The 22940-nt window shown below is 30.1% G+C and carries 21 protein-coding genes and 1 riboswitch; of the genes, 6 read left to right on the top strand and 15 right to left on the bottom strand.

Going from position 1 to position 22940, the window contains the following annotated elements:
- Nucleotides 1–234: 234 nt before the first annotated feature.
- On the top strand, nucleotides 235–1158 hold the full coding sequence (locus BMY82_RS05900; protein WP_091975635.1) for a polysaccharide deacetylase family protein: 924 nt from the start codon (nucleotides 235–237) through the stop codon (nucleotides 1156–1158).
- Nucleotides 1159–1213: 55 nt separating this feature from the next.
- Here the strand turns inward: BMY82_RS05900 and BMY82_RS05895 are convergent, their stop codons facing one another.
- From BMY82_RS05895 to BMY82_RS05885, 3 genes are all read right to left on the bottom strand, one after another.
- On the bottom strand, nucleotides 1214–2197 hold the full coding sequence (locus tag BMY82_RS05895) for an ornithine cyclodeaminase family protein (RefSeq protein ID WP_091975634.1): 984 nt from the start codon (nucleotides 2195–2197) through the stop codon (nucleotides 1214–1216).
- A 24-nt stretch (nucleotides 2198–2221) separates the two neighbouring features.
- The gene (locus BMY82_RS05890) at nucleotides 2222–3013 is read right to left on the bottom strand and encodes a TrmB family transcriptional regulator (protein WP_091975633.1); all 792 of its coding nucleotides are present in this window, start codon (nucleotides 3011–3013) and stop codon (nucleotides 2222–2224) included.
- Between the two features lie 192 nt (nucleotides 3014–3205).
- The gene (locus tag BMY82_RS05885) at nucleotides 3206–4261 is read right to left on the bottom strand and encodes a DUF2232 domain-containing protein (protein ID WP_091975632.1); all 1056 of its coding nucleotides are present in this window, start codon (nucleotides 4259–4261) and stop codon (nucleotides 3206–3208) included.
- A gap of 136 nt (nucleotides 4262–4397) precedes the next feature.
- Here BMY82_RS05885 and BMY82_RS05880 point away from each other — a divergent pair, with 136 nt between their 5' ends.
- Nucleotides 4398–5270 carry an NAD(P)-dependent oxidoreductase gene (locus BMY82_RS05880; RefSeq protein WP_091975631.1) on the top strand — a complete coding sequence of 291 codons (873 nt, stop codon included), beginning with the start codon at nucleotides 4398–4400 and terminating at the stop codon, nucleotides 5268–5270.
- An 84-nt stretch (nucleotides 5271–5354) separates the two neighbouring features.
- Here the strand turns inward: BMY82_RS05880 and BMY82_RS05875 are convergent, their stop codons facing one another.
- Entirely contained in the window at nucleotides 5355–5762 is a 408-nt protein-coding gene (locus tag BMY82_RS05875; RefSeq protein ID WP_091975630.1) for a type I restriction enzyme HsdR N-terminal domain-containing protein, read from the bottom strand.
- A 243-nt stretch (nucleotides 5763–6005) separates the two neighbouring features.
- Nucleotides 6006–6473, bottom strand: coding sequence for a type I restriction enzyme HsdR N-terminal domain-containing protein (locus BMY82_RS05870; RefSeq protein WP_091975629.1), 468 nt, complete (start codon nucleotides 6471–6473; stop codon nucleotides 6006–6008).
- Nucleotides 6474–6677: 204 nt separating this feature from the next.
- On the opposite strand from BMY82_RS05870, the gene BMY82_RS05865 reads away from it, so the two are divergent.
- The gene (locus BMY82_RS05865; RefSeq protein ID WP_091975628.1) at nucleotides 6678–7718 is read left to right on the top strand and encodes a DUF1002 domain-containing protein; all 1041 of its coding nucleotides are present in this window, start codon (nucleotides 6678–6680) and stop codon (nucleotides 7716–7718) included.
- Nucleotides 7719–7927: 209 nt separating this feature from the next.
- On the opposite strand, the gene BMY82_RS05860 is transcribed toward BMY82_RS05865, so the two are convergent.
- From BMY82_RS05860 to BMY82_RS05825, 8 genes are all read right to left on the bottom strand, one after another.
- On the bottom strand, nucleotides 7928–8743 hold the full coding sequence (locus BMY82_RS05860) for a MetQ/NlpA family ABC transporter substrate-binding protein (protein WP_091975627.1): 816 nt from the start codon (nucleotides 8741–8743) through the stop codon (nucleotides 7928–7930).
- 191 nt (nucleotides 8744–8934) lie between these two features.
- Complete coding sequence (locus tag BMY82_RS05855) at nucleotides 8935–9588, bottom strand: methionine ABC transporter permease (protein ID WP_091975626.1); 654 nt, start codon at nucleotides 9586–9588, stop codon at nucleotides 8935–8937.
- Nucleotides 9578–10546 carry a methionine ABC transporter ATP-binding protein gene (locus BMY82_RS05850; protein WP_091975625.1) on the bottom strand — a complete coding sequence of 323 codons (969 nt, stop codon included), beginning with the start codon at nucleotides 10544–10546 and terminating at the stop codon, nucleotides 9578–9580. Before BMY82_RS05850 ends, BMY82_RS05855 begins: the two co-directional genes overlap by 11 nt.
- A 67-nt stretch (nucleotides 10547–10613) precedes the next feature.
- Nucleotides 10614–10709, bottom strand: a riboswitch (SAM riboswitch).
- Between the two features lie 70 nt (nucleotides 10710–10779).
- Nucleotides 10780–11169, bottom strand: coding sequence for a hypothetical protein (locus BMY82_RS05845; protein WP_091975624.1), 390 nt, complete (start codon nucleotides 11167–11169; stop codon nucleotides 10780–10782).
- A gap of 146 nt (nucleotides 11170–11315) precedes the next feature.
- Nucleotides 11316–12620: a branched-chain amino acid transport system II carrier protein gene (brnQ, locus tag BMY82_RS05840; protein WP_091975623.1), complete on the bottom strand. Its 1305-nt coding sequence runs from the start codon at nucleotides 12618–12620 to the stop codon at nucleotides 11316–11318.
- Between the two features lie 667 nt (nucleotides 12621–13287).
- A complete protein-coding gene (clpB, locus tag BMY82_RS05835; RefSeq protein WP_091975622.1) occupies nucleotides 13288–15879 on the bottom strand; it encodes an ATP-dependent chaperone ClpB in 2592 nt (863 codons plus the stop codon).
- A gap of 147 nt (nucleotides 15880–16026) precedes the next feature.
- Complete coding sequence (locus BMY82_RS05830; RefSeq protein ID WP_091975621.1) at nucleotides 16027–16617, bottom strand: hypothetical protein; 591 nt, start codon at nucleotides 16615–16617, stop codon at nucleotides 16027–16029.
- A gap of 1 nt (nucleotide 16618) precedes the next feature.
- Nucleotides 16619–17071 (bottom strand): replication/maintenance protein RepL, encoded by a 453-nt coding sequence (locus BMY82_RS05825; protein WP_242938929.1) that lies wholly within the window; start codon nucleotides 17069–17071, stop codon nucleotides 16619–16621.
- 299 nt (nucleotides 17072–17370) lie between these two features.
- On the opposite strand from BMY82_RS05825, the gene BMY82_RS05820 reads away from it, so the two are divergent.
- The 3 genes from BMY82_RS05820 to ispG all read left to right on the top strand — a co-directional run bounded on the left by BMY82_RS05820 (nucleotide 17371) and on the right by ispG (nucleotide 20895).
- Nucleotides 17371–18531 (top strand): 1-deoxy-D-xylulose-5-phosphate reductoisomerase, encoded by a 1161-nt coding sequence (locus tag BMY82_RS05820; protein WP_091975702.1) that lies wholly within the window; start codon nucleotides 17371–17373, stop codon nucleotides 18529–18531.
- Nucleotides 18532–18633: 102 nt separating this feature from the next.
- The gene (gene rseP / locus BMY82_RS05815; protein WP_091975619.1) at nucleotides 18634–19641 is read left to right on the top strand and encodes an RIP metalloprotease RseP; all 1008 of its coding nucleotides are present in this window, start codon (nucleotides 18634–18636) and stop codon (nucleotides 19639–19641) included.
- A gap of 198 nt (nucleotides 19642–19839) precedes the next feature.
- Nucleotides 19840–20895, top strand: a complete 1056-nt coding sequence (gene ispG, locus BMY82_RS05810) for a flavodoxin-dependent (E)-4-hydroxy-3-methylbut-2-enyl-diphosphate synthase (RefSeq protein ID WP_091975618.1) — start codon at nucleotides 19840–19842, stop codon at nucleotides 20893–20895.
- A 73-nt stretch (nucleotides 20896–20968) separates the two neighbouring features.
- Here ispG and BMY82_RS05805 read toward each other — a convergent pair whose 3' ends face one another.
- On the bottom strand, nucleotides 20969–21748 hold the full coding sequence (locus BMY82_RS05805) for a phosphatidate cytidylyltransferase (protein ID WP_091975617.1): 780 nt from the start codon (nucleotides 21746–21748) through the stop codon (nucleotides 20969–20971).
- A 9-nt stretch (nucleotides 21749–21757) separates the two neighbouring features.
- Entirely contained in the window at nucleotides 21758–22489 is a 732-nt protein-coding gene (locus BMY82_RS05800; protein ID WP_091975616.1) for an isoprenyl transferase, read from the bottom strand.
- Nucleotides 22490–22940 lie beyond the last annotated feature (451 nt).

Here is a 22940-nt window from a genome sequence, read left to right as displayed (position 1 = left end):
GATTTTATAGAAGTTATTTTATTTAAAAATTACTTCTTTGGGTATTTAAGGGTATATAGCTTTTAAATATACTATCTATTACTTTTATTTTCTTTATGTGTTCATTTTGTAACTTATTAAATATATTGTATCAAAATTTTAACCAAATGACTCGTTTTATAATATATTGTTTACAATTTTGATGTTTTATTATTAGTAGTTTTATAGTAGAATATAATTTGAGAGGAGGTTATTATGAAAAGTAAAAAGAGATCAAAGAGAAATAATTCAAGAAAGAAAGCTTCAGGTTTTTCTTTTAAGAAAATATTGCTTTTTGTTATAATCATCGCCTGTGTTGCAGGGGGCGTAAAAATTGGTCTTGCATATAAGGAAGAACAGCAGGCTTTACAGAATCAGAAAGCCCAAAAAGAACAATTGGCAAAGGACGTTGAAGAAAAGGAAAAAAATCAGCCTGTAGTTGGTCAAAAACAAAAATACAAAGAAATGTATGGTGTGGACTCCCAAAAAGTATGGAATGCACTTAACACTTATGACTATGACAATGGTGGGAAGAAAGAAATTTTCCTTACATTTGATGACGGTCCTTCTTTAACAAATACTCCAAATGTTATTAAGGTATTGAATGAAAACAATGTCAAAGGAACATTCTTTGTAATTGGTAAATCATTGAAAATAGATGGAGCGCCTGCCATTTTGAAACAACTTTATAATGATGGTATGGCTATAGGAAATCATTCGTATTCACATGATTATGCCTACCTATACCCAGGCAGAGTTTTAAATATCAACAACTTTACTTCTGATTTTAATAAGAATGAAGAATTAATTAAAAAATCTTTAGGAATGGAAAACTTCTCAACAAGAGTTATAAGATGTCCAGGTGGTCAGATTTCATGGAAAAAAACAGAACCACTTAATGAATACCTTATAAAGCATGATATGGCTTCTATGGATTGGAATGCCCTTAACGGAGATGCAGAGGGTCCAAAGAAGAATGCAGAACAACTTTATCAAGAAGCTGTAAAATCTGGAGAAGGTAAAAATCTGATTGTACTATTAATGCATGACACATATGGCAAGGAAGAAACTGTAAAGGCTTTAGATAAAATAATAAAGCACTATAAGGAATTAGGATACCAATTTAAAACTTTAGTATAAGTTTATAAGCAAAAAGTCGGAAAGCAATAATGCTGTCCGACTTTTTTATTTATTATTACTTGTTATTTTTTTCTTTATATTTTCTATAAATTACTTCTCCTGCAACTATATCTAGAACTGCTGATCCAGTTGTTTTAAACCAAGTTATCTCTGAATCATTTTCTCTTGCTTTTTTCTTTCCTAAAAGAAGTTCTCCTATTTCTCCTGTTATATTTTCCTTTGAAAACTCACCATTTTTAATAGGTATAATAACATCCCCAGACTCCTCAATAACACCTTCATATGTATCAAAATATATTTTTGATGACTTTTTAAGAACTTCAACTGGTGTTTCCTGCATAATCGGTGTATATGAGCCAACGCTATTTATATGAGTCCCTTCTTTAACTAATTCACCATCTATTACTGCTTCATTTGAAGTTGTAACAAGAGTAATTATATCTGCTTCAGCCACATGTTTATTTGCATCATCTACTGCTATAAATTCTACCTTATTCTTATACTTTTCTTCCATAAACTTAGAAAATTCAAGGGCTTTTTCTAAAGATCTACAAGATACATAGACTTTCTTTATATCTCTAACGCTTAAAACAGCATCTACTTGTGTTTCAGCCTGTCCACCTACACCAACCTGTAAAAGAACACTTGAATCTTTTCTAGCCAAGTATTTACTTGCTAGTCCAGACAAGGCACCTGTTCTAAGTTGAGTTAAATAAGTACCGTCCATAATACAACTTACTTCTCCTGTTTTAGGATTTTGAAGAATCATTGTAGCAGGAACTGCTGGAACATTGTATTTTTTAGGATTGTCTGGATATACAGTTACTATCTTTGCACCAAGTGCTTCTATTTCACTGTTTTTTGCATATCCTGGCATATACAAGCTTTGACCATTATTAGCCTCTACATTTACGTTTAATCTTAGCGGTATAACTGCTCCACCTTCTGAATATATTTTTAGAGCCTCTTCATTAGCCAATATTATGTCTTCAATTGAAACTACATCTTGCATTTCCTCTTTTGTTAACGAAACTACCATAAACTTCCTCCTTATTTTAATATATTAAATATCTCTAATATTTTTTATTTTTTCATTTCCCATATCTATTTCTTCAACTATTTCAATCATTTTTAGGCAATATATATCATGTCTAATATATTCATTTGCAAAAAATACCATACTCTTATTCTTAGTGTAGATACCACTTACATCAATATTATTTTTCTTTGAGCCATAAAGCATTGTATCATTGTCAACCACAATGTTTATCCATCTTCTTGAAAGTTCATTTATTTTTTCTTCTTCAAAACCATGCTTATAAACATACTTTAATTTTGATGTATATTTTTTATCAGAATCATAAAGAACCATCTTAACATTTATGCCTTCACTTTCTCTTTTTAAAAGAAGCTTCTCTATTTCGTCATTTAATTCTTCCTGCCATATTTGAAGGTATATATCCTTTTGGGCAGACTTTATTAGCTCCTTTAATTTATACATAACCGTTCCACTCTCTGTAATATTCCATATAGCTTCATCATCTACAGGCTCTTTATATTTTTTAAATAAATCTTCTAATAGATCACAATCATTGTGTACGCCCTCTTTTAAAAGAACAATTATTTTTTCTGGTCTCTCAGCCTTATAAGTCGTAGATTTTTCTCCTGAAGCACTTAAAACAAGTCCCTTATTTTCAAGATTTGCAAGGATACCATAAACTTTTGACCTTGCAACAGATGATTTTTTTGATGCTTCATATCCATTAAGAGGTCCATAACTAAGAAGTGTTGTATATACTTTTATTTCAGATTCTGAAAATCCATATTTTTTTAGTATTCCATAAATTTTTTCCATATTACCTCCATTAAAATAGTAGCTACTTACAGTAACTATTATATATATTATTTTTTAACAAGTCAATAGAAGTTCATTATTTTCATGATATATTTTTAATTTAATACATCTCAAAGTAAATATTAAATTCTTTCTCCTACTAGTTTTATTTATCAATTTTATTTAAAAATAAAAACAGTGCCTAGGCACTGTTTATTGGGATAAATTATTTTCTAAAGCTTTTCTAAAAAGATTTCTATACTTTCCATCTTTGTCATTAATTATATAGTTTATAATTGCAGCTGCATACATTAATTTTGCATTAACTAGCAAGGCTATAATCATAAAAACCCTATATAATCTAACAGTTTTTAGGCTGCCACTTTCTGCTATCATCTTATTCTCTACTATTACAACAGCATCTTTAAAAGTGAAAATCATAAAAATATATTCTAATGAATAAATTATACCATCTAAATAAGACAAGCCAGTCTCAAATTTAATTGCTTTTAATATTTCTGCTAATAAAATATAGATTATCATAGCCATAAAAGACTTTCTTCCAGAAAAAATCAATCTTATATTTTTCTTTAAGGAAGACACTAAATTAAGCTTATATGAGTGTTCCTTTATCGTCAGTTTAAGCTTTTTAATTAAAATAAGGCTTAAAAAATACACTATAAATCCATTTCCAAATGACATTAACCCAAAATTAAAATAAAATACTTGCTTTATAAAATCTGATCCTATCATGGACTTATAACTTTCCAAAAATGATATAGCTTCTTTATTAGTACCCTTTTCTCCAACTATTTCTATAGCTGTATTTATTACTTGAGCCATTTCTTTTGAAAACTCACCAAAATTTGATACTATGGATACATTTGTAAAAGCCCTCAGTATAAAATCAAAAATAAATAATATAAATAAACTTACAACTGATGTAAATACAATTTCATCTCCTATACAATCAAACTTTGTAAGAGCTACTCCTACAGCAATTCCTAAAAAAGCACCCTGAATAACCATTATTGGACTTATAGGATTACCTAATACAAATAAAAGCACCACTGCAGATACGACTACACTTAGAGCACTATATTTCCAATTTGTCTTTACAAACATAATTGCAAAAAATACTGGCACAAGAAAGTCATAGTATCCTAAAAATCCCAATCCAAGCCCATTCGATATCAAGGTCAATACTATAAATATTGAAGTCAATATACTGGCATCTATCATTAATTTGCTACTATTTCTTTTGTTCATCACAACCTCCAATAATACAAAGTATACCAAAATACAATTTTTAAATCAATCATCGCTATGGTTATTTATTTTAAAAAGTGTTACAATCAATATAAGAATAATTAACTATTCTGAATACTTATATGGAGGTGTTTTTATGCAAAAGATTGCATTTATTGGTGCCGGAGTTATGGGTAAAGAAATGATAAAGAATTTTTTAAAGAATAATGTTGAGGTGTATTTTTATACTAGAACTAAGGAAAAGGCGCTTGATCTTATAGATTTAGGTGCTATATACTGTGATAGTGTCATTGAGTGCATTTCAAACTCAAAAATAATTATAACTATGCTAGGATTCCCAAAAGATGTAAGGGATGTCTACCTTGCTGATAACGGAATTATTAAAAATGCCCAAGAAGAATCTTATCTTATTGATATGACTACTACAGATCCTGATCTTACATTAGAAATATCTAATGAAGCTAAAAAAAGAGGCTTGCACTTTCTTGATGCTCCCGTATCAGGAAGTGACATCAAGGCAAAAGATGCTAGCTTGACTATTATGGTTGGTGCAAACCGAGCAGATTTCGATAAATGCTATCCTATATTTGAATGCATTGGCAAAACTATTATTCATGAGGGTCCAGTTTCTTTTGGACAACATACAAAGATGGCTAATCAAATAGCAATATCTGCTAACATATCAGGAGTATGCGAAGCCTTGTATTACGCAAATAAGGTTGGTCTAGATGAAAATAAAACATTAATCACTATTAGTTCTGGTGCAGCTGCAAGCTTCCAAATGGACAATATGGCACCTGAAATATTAGATGAAGATTTTGAAGCTGGTTTCTTTGTTAAGCACTTTGTAAAAGATATGAAAATTGCTTTAAAAGAAGCAAAGGAAAATGACGCAAATCTACCTATACTTGAAAATGTGCTTAAAAATTATGAAGAGCTTGAAAGCAAGGGCTACGGCGATTTAGGTATACAGGCTCTGTATAAATTTTACGAAGATGATGATAATTAAAATATCTATAAATTATAAAAATACTTTTAACACAAAAACTCCAATAGAAATCTATTGGAGTTTTTAGTATAGTTTTAATTTAGTTTATTGCTTATTTTGTACTTCCTGAAAAGTTTTTACCATCTGACTATATGTTGGTATCTCACCTTCATTATCTGGATCAGTAGCACCCCAATCAGCATACATCATTTCCTCACCATTTGTAAGTATTATTCTTCCCACATTGGTTACATTATCTATATGCTCTAAAACTTGAATCTGCTTTTCTATAACAGCTTCACTCATTTCTCTTTCATCATCTAGACACTGAACTACCATTAGAGGTACAACTGCATCTTCCCCATCTTCCAAAAGAACTGTAATATCTATTTCTCCCTCTTCTCCATCCTCATAAACTGAAAGTGGAGTATCTATTTCTATCATTTCCTCTGGTACTTCAAGCTCTTTTACCAAATATCTTATCACTGCTTCTTTTACTAATTCTTTTGACATAGTAATACCTCCTATTTTGAACTTTTCACATTAACATTATATCACTGCTTTTTTATAAAGTAAATTTCAAATTAAAATATTTTTATTTTTTCAAGTGTATCAATTATAAAATGTATCAATTATAAAAAGTTCTTCTTAAATCTTTTTAATCTCTATAAAACATATGGCAAGTGAAAATTCACCTGCCATATCTTATTTATCAAAATAAACTCTAAATTTATCTTTCTATTTATATGCTGATACCTAGTGTTCGTGATCACAGTTTTCATCACAAACATGATCTGGATATTCTTCAAGATATTCCATATATTCCTTTTCTGTATCCTTGAAATCCTTAACCATTTCTTCATATGTAGGTAAAACATCATCTTCATCTAGTTCTGTTCCATTCCAATCAGCATACATCATCTGATCTCCATTTGTAAGAATCATTCTTCCAACATTTGTTGCTGAATCAATAGTTTCAAGAATATCCATATACTTTTCAGCTTCCTCTTCATTTAATTCCTTGTCATCATCTATACACTGAATTACCATTAGAGGTACTAAACAATCTTCACTATCTTCTACTACTATCGTAATATCCATTGTTCCTTCTATACCTTCTTCGTATTCTGATAGAGCTACATCTTCTTCTATCATATTTTCAGGAACTTTTAATTCTTTTATTAAATAATCTATGACTCTTTTTTTGACATCCATTTTTGACATTGCAAATACCTCCGATTTGTATTATTTTTCTATGATAACATTATACCATTTGCAAAATATAAAGTAAATAGCTGCCTTTGTTTCGATTTTCTGATATTTGAAAATTTAATATTTATTACTGCTAAGGATAAATTAAGAAATTTAGTATAATCTTGGATGTATACTCTATGTATAATTAGTATTCAGATTTTTTGGAGGTAGAATATGAAAAAGAGTAAAAGAATACTTTCATTCTTAATGTCTTTAGTAATGATGTTTGCAATGTCAATTTCTTCGCATGCTGACTCTACTGGAGAAGTAATTACGTTAGGTGCAAATCTTAATAAACAGCAGAAACAGGAGATTCTAAATTACTTTGGTGTTGATGAAAATAACCCCAATATAATTTATGTTAATAACCAACAGGAAAGAAAGTACCTTTCAGGAGTTGCCCCTGAAGCACAATTAGGACACGTTACAATGTCTTCATCATATGTTGTTCCTACAGGAAGTGGTGGTATAAATGTCAAAACATCTAACATCACTTGGGTTACAAGCTCTATGATTGCTTCAACACTTGCTACAGCTGGTGTTGAAAATGCAAATGTAGTAGCTGCTGCTCCATTCCCTGTAAGTGGTACTGGTGCTTTAACAGGTATAATCGTTGCATTTGAAAAGTCTTCAGGAGAAAATCTTACTGAAGAAAAGAAACAGCTTGCAAATAAGGAGCTTGTTACTACTGGTAACCTTGCTGAAGAAGTGGGTAAAGATAAGGCTTCTGGTATTATAAATGATGCTAAGAAGGAAGTTATTCAAAAAGATATGAAAGATCCTCAGCAGATTGAAAAAACTGTTCAGGATGTTGCAAACAAGTACAATGTTACTTTAAATACAGGAGACATTAATGTTATTGTCAATCTTTTAAAGGACATTGGAAATCAGAATTACAACTACAAAGATATGAAAGATACACTTGATAATATAAGTGCAAATGTTGGATACAATTTAAAGGAAGCTGGAGAAAAAATCGATATTGATGGTATTTTCAATAAAGCTAAATCTTTTATAAAAAACAACAAAGAAGCAAATCAATTTTTCAGTCAGTTTGATGACTCTAAACTGTCAAATGACGCTGTTGTAAGTACAACTGCATCAGGTGTAGATAGTGCTGAAAAACTTGCTGGTAATTCAGATTCTACACAAGAGAATCAAAGTCCTAGCATAATAGACAAGATTGTCGCTTTCTTTAAATCAATATTTAACTAATATATTTACTTATTGATAATACACTAAAAATTAAGCTTCTAACTATAAAAAGCTCATGTTTTCACATGAGCTTTTTATTTAATATATCTAAAAAATAGATCTATTAAAATACTAACTTATAATATACTACTGAACTTTAGATTAAAATAAATTCTTACATACTACCATACTACTACTCAGTCTATAACTTTTATAAAAAACATCTTACTCTAGAATGATGGTATTATCGCACCCTTATAAGTATCTTCTATATATTTCTTAACCTCTGGAGAAGTAATTGCCTTGTTTAAAGCCTTAATCTTTTCTGAATCTTTATTATCTGGTCTCACTGCTATTACATTTGCATATGGAGAATCCTTAGATTCTAATGCTATTGCATCTTTTGTAGGGTTCAATTTCGCCTGTAAAGCATAGTTAGAATTTATTACTGCTATATCTACATCCTTTAAAGCTGTCGGTAACTGCTCTGCTGCTAATTCCTTAATTTCTATCTTCTTTGGATTTTCTGTAATATCATTTTTTGTTAATAACTTCTTATCTGCTACCTTTATTATATCTTCTTTTGCTAATAACTCTAATGCTCTAGATTCATTAGTAGGATCGTTTGGAACTGCTACTACTGCTCCATCCTTTAATTCGCTTAGGTTCTTAATCTTATCTGAGTATATTCCCATTGGCTCTAAGTGAACCTTTACTGTATACTCAAGATCAGTATTATTCTTCTTATTGTATTCTTCTAAATAAGGAACGTGCTGATAGTAGTTAGCATCTAGTGATTTTTCTGATAGTCCCTTATTAGGTAACACATAATCATTAAATACCTTTACATCAAGTTTATAACCTTCTTTTTCAAGAGCAGGTTTAACTGCATTATTTAAAATCTCTGCATGAGGATTTGCTGATGCACCTATAACTATAGTCTTATCATCTCCTGCGCTCTTTTCTTCTTTGTTAGATCCACATGCCACTAAACCTAATGATAATACAGCAACTGCTGCCAATGTTAATAATTTTCTTGCCTTCATAAATAATACCTCCAATAAATGTAATTTTCTGTCAGATAACTCTAATATGAATTTTCTGTATATTTTAAAGAAGTACTGTTATTATTTCCTCTTAATAACAGTATTTCTTTGAAATTTTTTTATTCTAAACTTGCCTTGTCTCAAGTAAAGAAAGTCTTTCTATGTTTAAAATTAAATTTCCCTATATTTTATTACTTTAACTTTCTATATAAAAAGTCTCCTAAGCTCTGAATTATTTGAACTATTATAACTAATGCAATTACAGTATATGCCATTACATTTTTATCAAATTGCTGGTAACCATACATCAAAGCTACATTACCCAATCCACCTGCTCCTACAGCACCTGCCATTGCCGTATATCCAAGTATTGATATGATCGATAAAGTAACTCCTGTCACAATTGCAGGTGTAGCTTCTTTTAGCATTACCTTGAATATAATTTGTGAATTTGTTGCACCAAATGACTTTGCTGCCTCTATTAATCCTTTGTCTACTTCATCAAGAGCATTTTCTATTAATCTTGCTATAAACGGTGCTGAACCCACTGTAATAGGTACTATAGCAGCTGTTTCTCCAATACTTGTTCCTACTATTGCTCTTGTAATTGGTATCATTGCCACTATAAGTATAATAAATGGAAAACTTCTTAATATATTAACTATAAGTCCTAATATCCTATTTATATTTTTATTTGGTTTCAAGCCTCCATCTTTTGTTACTACCAGAATTACTGCTATAACAAAACCTATGGCTGTTGCTATGATAGTAGGAACTACTATCATATATAAGGTCTGAATCATAGCTGCTGGAAATAAATTTGTCATAAAATCACTAAAGCTCATTTTTTACCTCCTGCCATCTCATTCCATGCTTATCAAGATAAGCTACTACATCTTCTATATGCCCCTCTGGAATATTAATTATTAAAGATCCCAACACATCTTCTCTGAATTTTTCAAGCTTTCCGAATATTATAGATACATCTATATTCAATTCTCTAGCCATTCCTGTGATTATTGCATCGTTTGATCTATCATTTGTAAATAAAAGTTTTATGTTTAAACCTTCTGGTAAAACTATATTATCTTCACCAAGAAGCTTTCTGAGTGCTGGTGGGCTGTTTAGGAAAATTTCTTCAGTTTCTCCAATTTCCAAAACCTTACCTGCATCCATTATTGCTGTTCTTGTGCATATCTGCTTAATTACTTCCATCTGATGTGTAACTACTATAATAGTAATTCCAAGTTTGCTATTTATTTCTTGTAAAAGAGATAATATAGCACTTGTTGTTTTAGGATCTAAAGCTGAAGTAGCCTCATCACATAATAAAACAGATGGATTCATTGTAAGAGCCCTTGCAATTGCTACTCTCTGCTTCTGACCTCCACTTAAATTTTTAGGTCTAGAATCCTTCTTTTCTAATATTCCTACCAAATCTAGAAGCTCAGTTACTCTTTTATTTATTTCATCCTTACTGTATCCGTGACACTCCATGGGAAGTGCTACATTTTCAAATACCGTTTTTCTTTCAAGAAGTGAAAAGTGCTGAAATATCATTCCTAGATTTTTTCTCAATTCTCTTAACTGCTCATTATTTAAATCTTTTACCTTCTTACCCTTAACGATTATTTCACCTGAATCGAAAGTTTCTAATCTATTGATACATCTTAAAAGCGTAGATTTTCCTGCTCCACTATGTCCGATTATTCCAAATATTTCGCCTTCGTTAATTGTAAAGTTGACATCTGAAAGAACTTTGTTACTTCCATATGACTTGCTTACTTCTTTGATTTCTATCATCTTTTTCCCCTTTCTTTCCTGTATACTAAAAAATGTCTGAGTAAATAAACCCAGACACAGGAATTTCTACTCATCTTTCAGCCTAAGCTGCTGGAATTAGCACCTTGATTTCTCAGGTTGCCGGGCTTCATAGGGCCAGTCCCTCCGCCTCTCTCGATAAGAGATTTAAAATTGTTATGTATTAATGATATATCGTATATTAATATTTGTCAATAGAAAAAATATATTTTTTTCTAAATATTCCCTTTTATTAGCATAAAAGCGTTGTAAATAATACCAGCTAAAATAACTAAAAGCATTATATAGTCTATGATTAAGTTACCTTTTGAGTATTCTTTTTTACCTTTACTATTTTCAATTTTACCTTTATGAATTTTAATATAATTAAATACTCCATAACCCATTACACCAAGCCCAAATATGAAGACTAGCCTTGATGATAGTTCCATAACAACATATCTTGAATACATTATAATCAAAAATCCAATGCAGATCATAAATGTTGTATTTGTAAACATGTTATTTTTTTTCATATTTTTTTCAACTATCTTATCTTTTCTTAGTTCCTTTTCATAGTATGCTTTTTCTTTTTTCTTCTTGATCTTTTTCTTTTTTTTAGCCATAGTCAATACCTCCACCTAAGGCATATTATAATATACTTTTATCTTTTAATCAATAAAAGACGACGGTAAAACCGCCGCCTATTTTGAAAACTTATTAATCGTATTTAATCTTTTTTACACTTTAAATTTAATTTTTATTTTAAATTCTATCTACAGCTTCTACAAGGTATAAACTTTCCTATTAGTCCTGCAATTATTACTGGTATTAACCAGAAGAATCCAAAACTTCCTCCAGGCCAAGTATTCATCATATCTACAAAGCTTACAATTGATTGGAACTTTGAAAATGTTGGTATACTTGGTAATACTGAAATTACTCCTAGTGTTAATGCCACCCAAATAGCAAGTCTGAATACATTATTATTTTTTATCTTGTCATTTGCAAGACCCAAGAATATATATGTAACTACTGCTGGATATATCATGCCTAGCACTGGTGCCGCTATTTTTATTATCTGATCTACACCAAATACTGATACTACTGCTGAAAACACACATACTGCAACTACTGTGAGTTCATATTTTATTTTTCCATTTGTCAAATCTCTAAAATAGTTTCCACATGAAGATGTAAGACCTATAGCTGTTGTCAAACATGCAAGTGTAACTATTATCGCCAATATTACCTTTCCAGGATGCCCAAGAATAGACTGTGTAATAAATACAACTAAACTTGTTCTTTCAACATTGGCATCAAATTGAGAAGAAACTGTTGCTCCTAAATAAGTCAAACCACCATAGACAAGTGCTAAACCAATTACAGCCACTATTCCAGCTAAAATTGTAGCCTTTGCCATAGAGTTTTTGTCTGTATAACCCTTTTGAGTCACCGAGGCTATGATTACTCCTGCAAATATACAGGCAGCCATAGCGTCCATTGTTTGATAGCCATCATTTATGCCGCTTACAAATACATTATCTACTAAAACTCTATTTATTGGTTGGTCTATTGGGTTCACAATTCCTTTAATTATGAGAACTGCTAAACATATTATGAGTGCTGGAGTAAGAAAAGCCCCTACTATATCTACAACCTTAGAAGGTCTAATTGTAAGAACAAATACTACTATAAAAAATATTATTGCAAAAATTACTGGATTTATGGCTGCTCCTGCCAAAGGTTTTATACCTATTTCAAAAGTTGTTGCAGCTGTTCTAGGAATAGCTAAAAAAGGTCCAATACATAAAATCATTAGTGTACCTATTATAATTCCTATTGCTTTACCTGCTCTGGTAAATAATTGTTTCATATCCCCACCGGTTCTCGTAAGTGCTACAACTCCAAGTAGTGCTAGACCGCCGTCTGCAAATAAAAATGCTATGAATCCTATAAACCACTTAGTTCCTGATGTTACACCTAGATACGGAGGGAAAATCAGGTTCCCAGCTCCAAAAAACATTGCGAACAGTGCAAACCCGATTACTACGATATCCTTAAATCTGATATTCATTAAGAACGCCTCCTTTTCTAATATAATAAATTTTCAATATTAAGTATACCTATAGTTTTCAGTATTGTCAAACAATTCTTTAAATTAGACTTTTTTATAACAAATAAGTCATTTTAGCTTTTTTTATTGTGTAAACGTATTTATTTTTTTATTTATTTGATTTTACAAAAGTTTTTTAATAAATTACTTGTTTTTTCAATAATATATATGTTTTTTATATTTTTAATTTTTTTTTAAGATAATTACGAAACATTTGAAAATAAGGTTTTCATAAAATACTTCTCAAATAAAATTTAAAATTTATACTTTTTTGTTATTTTTTTATCATTGCGATCTCATAAAAAAGACAACTTTTTCTATGTTTTTTTGTTAAAATAAAAATATTTTTTCTTTTTTATTTATCTTATTATTAAGATAAGTTACTTTTTTGATTCATATTTCAAAATTTAAATATATGTATAAAAGGATAATTTTTCTTACTATAGAATATTTAAAAGAATTTTTAATATTTATTAAGTTAAGGAGGATATAGATTTTTAATTAATAATATATTAGTTTTCTACTGCTATTTCAATAAGTTTTTTTGATAGTCATTTATTTTTTTGCATTTTTATATATTGTTACAAAAAAAACTGGTGGTATTTACCACCAGTTTTTCATTTTCAAACTATTTAATTACAATTTGACCATCTTCACAAACTATCTTTAAGCTATCCCCATCTGAGATATTCCCTGCAATAATTCTCTTTGCTATCTGAGTTTCAAGAGTATTGCTTATATATCTCTTTAGTGGTCTTGCACCGTATACTGAATCGTATCCGATATCCACAATCATATCCTTTGCTTCATCTGTGATTTCAAGAGATATGTTCTTTTCAGCAAGTCTGTCTATTACCTTTCTCATGAAGATATCTATTATCTTCTTAATTTCTTCCTTCTGAAGAGGCTTAAACATTATTATGTCGTCTACTCTGTTAAGGAATTCTGGTTTAAATCTTAATCTCATCATCTCATTGATCTTTGATGTTACTTCTTCATTTATGTCTCCCTTAGCTTCAAGTAGAACTTCACTACCTATATTAGAAGTCATTATAATAAGAGTATTTCTAAAGTCTACTGTCTTACCCTTATTGTCTGTTAATCTACCATCATCAAGAATCTGAAGGAACATATTAAATACATCACTATGAGCTTTTTCGATTTCATCAAATAGTATTACTGAATACGGCTGTCTTCTTACAGCTTCAGTAAGCTGTCCACCTTCTTCATAGCCAACATATCCTGGAGGTGGTCCTACAAGTCTAGACACACTGTGTTTTTCCATATATTCAGACATATCTATTCTTATCATATTATCTTCGCTATCAAATAATTCTCTAGCCAAAGTCTTAGCAAGTTCTGTCTTACCTACTCCAGTTGGTCCCAAGAATATAAATGATCCAATAGGCTTGTTCATATCTCCAAGACCTGCTCTTGATCTTATAATAGCATCAGATACTGCCTTTACAGCCTCATCCTGTCCTATTACCCTCTCATGAAGCTTATCTTCTAATTGTAAAAGTTTATGCTTTTCAGATTCTACAAGCTTTGTAACTGGTATTCCTGTCCACTTTGAAACAATATCAGCAACTTCATTTTCAGTTACTTCTTCTTTCAATAGTGTATTTTCATTTTCATGCTTTGACATCTTTTCTTCATACTTTTTAATTTGTTCTTCTAAAGCTGGAATCTCACCATATTTTACTTCGGCAGCCTTGTTGAAGTCATATTCTCTTTCATATCTTTCAGCTCTGCCCTTTGCATCATCTAGCTTTTCTTTTAGCATCTTTATATCCATTATCTTGCTTTTTTCTGACTCATATCTTGCTGTTAATTCGTCATTTTCTTCCTTCAAATCTGCAAGTTCTGCCTCAAGTTCTTCTAGTCTTGCCTTAGATTTTTCATCATTTTCCTTTAATAAGGCTTCTCTTTCAATTTCCAATGTAAATAACTTTCTTCTTACTATATCCAATCCAGTAGGAAGAGAATCTATTTCACTTCTTATCATTGCTCCAGCTTCGTCTATAAGGTCAATAGCCTTGTCAGGAAGATATCTGTCTGATATATATCTATCTGACAACTTTGCTGCAGCAACTAAAGCATTGTCATGTATTCTAATACCATGATGTATTTCAAATCTCTCCTTCAAACCTCTTAGTATTGATATAGTATCTTCTACAGTAGGTTCTTCTACTATTACTGGCTGGAATCTTCTTTCAAGAGCCTTATCCTTTTCTATATATTTTCTATATTCATCAAATGTTGTTGCGCCAATACAGTTTAACTCACCTCTAGCAAGCATAGGTTTAATTAAGTTTCCTGCGTCCATAGATCCTTCTGTTTTACCTGCACCAACTATATTGTGTATTTCATCTATAAAAAGAATTATCTTTCCATCTGAACTTGATACTTCTTTTAGTACAGCCTTTAATCTTTCTTCAAACTCTCCTCTATACTTAGCTCCTGCAATTAAAGCCCCCATATCAAGAGAGAAAATTATTTTATTTTTCAATCCCTCTGGAACATCGCCCTTGACAATTCTTTGAGCAAGCCCCTCAATTATAGCTGTCTTACCAACACCTGGCTCACCTATAAGAACAGGGTTGTTTTTTGTTCTTCTGGATAGAATTCTAACTGTTCTTCTTATTTCCTCATCTCTTCCTATTACAGGATCTAACTTATTGTCTTGCGCTAACTTAACAAGATTAGTACCATATTTTGCAAGTGCATCATAAGTTCCTTCAGGATCCTGAGTGTCAACTCTTTGATTTCCTCTTACAGATGTAAGTACATTTAAAAATTCTTGTTTAGTCAATCCAAACTGATTAAATATTCTTCCTATATTGCTATCCTTTTCAATATCGAATATAGCAAGCATTACATGTTCAACACTTATATAAGAATCTTTGAAATCCTCTGAAATCTTTTCTGCCTTTAGTAACACTTCATTTATCTTTCTAGTAGCTGTAACTCCCTGTGAACTAGCTCCATCTCCTGTCACTCTAGGAAGTTTTTTCATTTCATTTTCTAAACTATTTTTCAAAGCATCTACGCTTATATTCATCTTATCTATTATATTAGGTATCAAACCGTCCTCTTGATTTACAAGTGCATATAATAGATGTATAACATCCACCTGTTGATTGTGATTCTTTACCGCTTCTGCAAAACCATCATTAAGAGCATTTTGAACTCTTAAAGTCATTTTTTCTACATTCATATATAGCACATCCCTTCTTTATTTATATATTTTTATATTTCACGCTTAGAAATATCTATTTTAAATAAATTTTTTATCAAGCTTACCTATTATTTTTATAAATTATTTTCCTACTTTAAACAATGTTTGTCTTCTGACTAATAAATTTTACTCTGATATAATTATTGATTTTCTTAAATCAAGTATACTATCTAAAAGGTCTTCACCTTTTTTAGGATCAAAACTTAGATTCAATTTGAAAGTCTTTGCAAAATTATAAAAATCGAAATTCTTATTTGATAAAGGTGTCAAGTACAAATCTTCATCTATTACTCTCTTTTCGCCAATCTGTAAATACTTACACTTTCTAATAAACTCATCATTAAAATCCATATAGTAAATTCTATCAATTGGATGGTATGTATAGTTAACAACATTATTTAGTATTTTAACTATATATTGATTAACAAAATCATATATCCTATCATCACTATAAATGGATATCTGATCGTATATGTACTCCCCAAAAAATGGATGTACATTCTTTCTTAACTTAATTACATAGTTTTCAGGAATTGAAAATTCTAATCTCCAATAATCAGAGTTTTCCTTCTCCAAAATTATTAAGTTATCTGTTCTTTTCTGAGGATCAAACTCCTGCATTGAGCAAAGAAAGTTATTTACGTTGAATATATCAATCTGATCCTCGAAAAATGAATCAAACCACTTCATTATCTCTCTGTCAAATCTAAAAGCCATATCAATACCCTCTTTCTCTATTATTTTTATTTTTTATAGCATTGTACTCTTCAACAAGTTTATCTCTTTCATATTTAGAACCCTTATATGAAATCAAGGGATTTATCATATATACACCGTTTCTTTCCTTTATCATAAACTCATTTTTTCTAAGCTCACCAAATAAAACAGACAAACTCGTTTTTGGATAATCCATTATTTCAGATATTTCATCCAAAGTCATCATTATCTTATTATTTCTATCCATGATACTTATCAGCATCATAGGTATCATAGATTTTTTTGAACTCATATCCTTCATTGTCTTCAAGTAGTTTCTGGGAGATATATTTAAAAATCTACTGGTATTTTTTATATAATCGACATTTCTACTTTCAGTGTACTCTGTCTGGTCTATTTTCCTTTTATTCTTACTTATTTCAAACACCCTACCACTCCCTTCAATCTTCAACACTAATATACAACCTTAAAATACAAGTGTCAACAGTCTGACGGCAATAAGTTTAGCGTTTTAATAAACTTTTTTTTACCTTATAGCTAAACTTAATTTTTACGAATGCCTTTATTTATCTTATCTATAAACTTTTTATAAAATTTTTTTTATTTTTTTTTATTTTTCTTTTAAAGTATTCTCTATATCATTTCTTTTATTGATATATCTTTATTAATGGCTTTAACTTAAGAATTTTTTATGTTTTTATGATATAATCAATAAGGTAATATTTATTATGATAGGATGTGAAAAATTTGAGTATAAATAAAAAAGTAATTTCTATTCTTGGTTCTACAGGTTCTATAGGAACTCAGACCCTTGATGTAGTTAGAAAAAATCCAGAAATGTTTAAAATAGAAGGTATTAGTACAAATAAAAATATAGAACTTTTATCTGAACAAATACATGAATTTAAGCCAAGTATAGTAACTATCTTCAACGAAGAAACATACAAAGACTTTCTTAATAAAAAAGAAGATTTTGGCTATGATTTTGAAGTTCATACTGGACTTGACGGTCTAGTAAAAATATCTTCTTCAAAAACAATTGATACCCTAATTACTGCAGTAGTAGGTATGATAGGTCTTGTTCCTACAATACAAGCTATAAAGAATTCTACTACTATTGCTCTTGCAAACAAGGAAACTCTTGTTACTGCTGGGAAAATAGTAATGAGCGAAGCAAAGAAACACAATGCTTCAATAATACCAGTTGATAGTGAACACAGTGCTATATTCCAGTGTTTAAATGGAGAAAATGGCAATAAGATAGACAAAATACTTCTTACTGCTTCAGGTGGTCCTTTTAGAGGTAAGAAAAGAGCTGAATTGGAAAATGTAAGCAAAAATGATGCTCTAAAGCATCCAAACTGGACTATGGGACAAAAAATAACTATTGATTCATCTACTCTTATGAATAAGGGACTTGAAGTAATAGAGGCAAAATGGCTTTTTGATGTTGATGCTGATGATATTATAGTACATGTTCATCCACAAAGTATCATTCATTCTATGGTTCAATTTCAGGACTCTACTGTAATGGCACAACTTGGTTGTCCTGATATGAGAGTCCCAATACAGTATGCTCTTACCTACCCTAAGAGAATAGAATCTTCTTTTGAAAGACTTGATTTATTTGAAATAGCGAGTCTAACTTTTGAAAAAGCAGACATGGAAATCTTCCCTTGTCTAAAACTTGCATATGATTCTTTAAAACATGGTGGTACTGACTGTACTGTACTAAATGCAGCAAATGAGATTCTTGTTCAAATGTTTTTAAATGATGAAATAGGTTTTTATGATATACCTAAGTATATTAAACTTGCAATTGACAAACATCAATTTATAGAAGATCCTAGTCTTGAAGATATTTTAAATACAGACAAATGGACAAGGGATTTTATTAAAAAAACTTTAAAATAATTTCTATTCTTATACAAAAGTTGTTAATTTAGCTTTTTCTAAGATATATAGATTATAATAAAACTTATTACCCCTTGGGGATTTATAAAAAGGAGTGAATATATGAATATAATAGCAGCAATACTGGTGTTTGGTTTCATAGTATTTATACACGAACTTGGACACTTTTACTTTGCAAAACGTGCAGGTGTTACTATACATGAGTTTTCAATCGGTATGGGACCTAAGCTATTCGGTTTTGAAAAAGATGGAATTGTCTACAATGTAAGACTTTTTCCAATAGGAGGATATGTAGCAATGGAAGGGGAAGATGAAGATTCTGATGACCCTAACTCTTTTGAGAAGAAATCTATAAAAGAAAGATTCCTATCTATTGTAGCTGGTCCACTTGCAAACATACTATTATGTATAATTCTTTTTATACCGTTTTTTGCCATACTAGGTACTCCAGGTACTACTTTTGAAAAAGTACTACCTAAATCACCATCAGCAGTTGCAGGAATAAAAGCAGGAGATAAAATTGTTGATATAGATGGAAACAAAATAAATAGCTTTAATGAGTTAACAAAAACAATAGTAGATAGCAATGGTAAAAAGCTCGATATTACTATTGAAAGAAACGGAAAAGAATTAGAAAAAGTAGTTAAACCAGAAAAAATGTCTGGAAAATACATGATAGGTATACAACCTAAATACGAAAGAAACTTGCTTAAGGTAATACCTCATGCAATATATACAACATACGATATTTCAAAGACTATGTTGAACTTTTTATGGCAACTTGTTACTGGACAATTATCAGGAAATGTAATGAACTCGCTTTCAGGACCTGTTGGAGTTATAAAAATGGTTTCTACAGCTGCAAGTACAGGTTTCCTAAATCTAGTATACTTTACAGCCTTAATAAGCTTAAATATCGGTATATTTAACCTTTTACCTATTCCAGCTCTAGATGGTTGGAGAATATTGGTTCTTTTCATCGAATTTTTAAGAGGTGGAAAAAAATTACCTTCTAAAGTTGAAGGTTATATTAATGGAGCTGGTCTATTTGTTTTACTAGCTTTCATGCTTTTTATAACGTATAAGGATATTTTGAGAATATTTTTTTAGCTAAAATTTTTAAATAGCTAGATATTTTTTATAGATGTATGGGTATATCCTATACATCTATAAATTTATGTAAAGATTAATTAAAGTATTTTTATTCAATGCTTTTTAACTGTACAATATATAATAGATAGCATTTTTATAAATGTTTATAATAAATTAAATTAAGAAGATATATTTAAATATATGAAGGAGTAAATTATGAGTTACGAAAGAAGAAAGACAAGAAAGATAAAACTTGGTGATATATTTATAGGTGGAGATGCACCTATTTCAGTACAGTCAATGACTAATACAGATACAAGGGATGCTAAAGCAACTATTGAACAAATTAAAAAATTAGAAGCTGCTGATTGCGATATTGTAAGAATTGCAGTTCCAGACATGACAGCTGCTAAAAATATTTCCACTATAAAAAAATCTATTTCTATACCATTGGTAGCAGATATTCATTTTGATTATAGACTTGCACTTGAAGCTATTGAGCAAGGAGTAGATGGTATTAGAATAAATCCTGGAAATATCGGTAGTGAAGATAGAACTAGACAGGTAGTCGAAGCTTGCAAAAAAAATAATATTCCAATTAGAATTGGTGTAAATGGAGGCTCACTTGAAAAGGAACTTCTTGAAAAATTCTCTGGTCCAACTCCAGAAGCAATGGTAGAGTCTGCAATGAAGCATGTTAGAATACTAGAAAATTTAGGATTTTTTGATATTGTAATTTCATTAAAGAACTCAGATATTAGAAAATCGATAGAAGCCTATAGACTTATGTCAAAAAAGGTAGACTATCCTCTTCATCTAGGTATAACAGAAGCTGGTGGTGTAAAGAAGGGAACTATTAAATCTTCTATCGGTGTTGGTTCACTTCTTGTAGATGGTATCGGTGATACAATCAGAATTTCACTTACAGGTGATCCTACTGAAGAAGTAAAGGTCGGAAAAGAAATACTTAGAAGCATTGGGCTACTTAATGATAAAATCAAAATAGTATCATGCCCTACTTGTGGAAGATGTCAAATAAATCTAATTGAACTTGCTGGTAAAGTAGAAGAAAGAATTGAAAATATAGAAAAAGATATTACAGTAGCCATAATGGGATGTGCTGTTAATGGACCTGGAGAGGCTCGTGAAGCCGATATAGGGATAGCTGGTGGAGATGGTATAGGATTGCTATTTAAAAATGGTGAAATTGTAAGGAGAGTCCCACAAGATAAAATTGTCGATGAGCTAGTAGAAGAAATAAATAAACTTTAACACAAAAAAGCAGAAGTAAATTTACTTCTGCTTTTTTATATTTAAAATTTCTCTCATTTGTATTTTTTAGATATTACTTTATAAAATACACCAAAACTAAATATACATATGGTGATACCAAAAGTACACTATCAAATCTATCCAATACTCCACCATGTCCTGGAATTATTTTGCCGAAATCTTTAATACCGACATATCTTTTTATTGAAGAAGCTATTAGATCTCCCATTTGAGCAACTATACTTCCCACTAATGAAACAAGTATCATAACCATTATCGGTAGTTTAAAAGCGATACCGAATATTACACTGAAAATTACACTAGCAGCTATGCCACCTAGACTTCCTTCTACTGTTTTATTAGGACTGACACTCGGTATTAATTTGTTTTTACCAAACCTTTTACCAACCAAATAAGCAAAAATATCTGTAGCAAATGAAATTATAAATATTAGCCACACAAATATTTTTCCATTATTTATATTGTTTACAGTCATTATAATATAGTTGAAACACATACATATATAAAAAATCCCGCAAAAAGTTAAGCATATATCGATAACATCTGACTTTTGTGCAAGTACAAATAATATAGATATTATAAAAACAAGAAATAGTCCAAAGGAATATGCCTCTGTTGTAAATCCATATAAATTGGCAAAAAATACAAATATTGCATAGGCATAGCCTAAAATTTTTATCGGGTGATAGTCTATATTTTCAAAGGCTGAATAAAATTCGTGTAAGGCTATCAACATCAAAATTGCTCCGCCAACATAAAGAGGAACTCCCCTTACTATTAAAAGTATTAGTAGTGGAAGCATTATCATTGCCGAAATAAATCTTTTTTTCATAATTACCTCCTATTTTACACCACCGAATCTTCTATCACGTTTTTGGTAATAGTATACTGCTTTTTGAAGTTCTTCTTCATCAAAGTCTGGCCAGTGTATGTCTGTATAATAAAATTCAGAATAAGCAACTTCCCAAAGAAGAAAATTACTTAATCTCTGTTCTCCACTTGTTCTTATAACTAGATCTGGATCTATTATATCCTTTGTATCTAAATATTTTGAGAATAAGTCGTCATCAATACTATTTATATCTAATTTTGAACTTTGCACAGCTGCGCATATGTTCTTTACAGCATCAATTATATCTGCTCTTCCACCATAATTAAGTGCTAGAGTAAGAACCAATGACTTATTATCTTTTGTTTTTTCTTTAGACTTTTCAAGTTCTTCAACGCATACTTGAGGTAACTTTGAAATATTACCAATTGTGTTTATCTTTACACCATTTTTGTCAAGTTCTGCAAGTTCTTTTCTAAGATAAGTAACTAAAAGCTTCATTAGAGCAGAAACTTCATCTTTTGGTCTTTTCCAATTTTCAGTTGAAAAGGCATATAGTGTAAGATACTTAATCCCTAGTCTCTGTGCCTCTTCTACTACCTTTCTTATAGTTTCAACTCCCGCTTTATGACCATAAGTTCTAGGCATCATTCTAGATTTCGCCCATCTTCCATTACCGTCCATAATAATTGCTATATGTTTTGGTACTTTCTCAAAATCTATATCGTAGTACATTTTTTCCATGTTAACTATTTCTCCTTACTATAATAATTTTCACAAGTTAAACGAAATATATTTGTTATGTTTATAAGTAAATTATACCATATTAAAAAAAAATAAACAATTCAAGGGAGCTTCATATATTTTTTAATATATTATAATTATATGCAATATAAAAGGCTCTATAATATTTAGTGTTGATGGCAATAAATAATCCATAAACGTCGTAAGACGAAAATGGATAAAATTGCTATCAACACTATTTTTTCAAAAAAAAGATGAACACATACGAAATCCATTGTATAATTTAATCACCACAAAAAAATAAGAAAGGATTAATCATATGTGTTCAAATAATAGTATAACAAAAATTTTAGGAATTAGCGATAAAAATTTAAAAATTATAAGCAGTGACTACAAAAATATAAAAGGTATTAGATATATGGTTATAGATGCTCAAATTACTTATATTCCA

The sequence above is a fragment of the Peptostreptococcus russellii genome (assembly GCF_900110295.1).
GTDB classification, from domain to species: Bacteria; Bacillota; Clostridia; order Peptostreptococcales; family Peptostreptococcaceae; genus Peptostreptococcus; species Peptostreptococcus russellii_A.
Note: the sequence above shows the minus strand (reverse complement) of the source record. Positions and strands in the feature narration are given on the sequence as shown.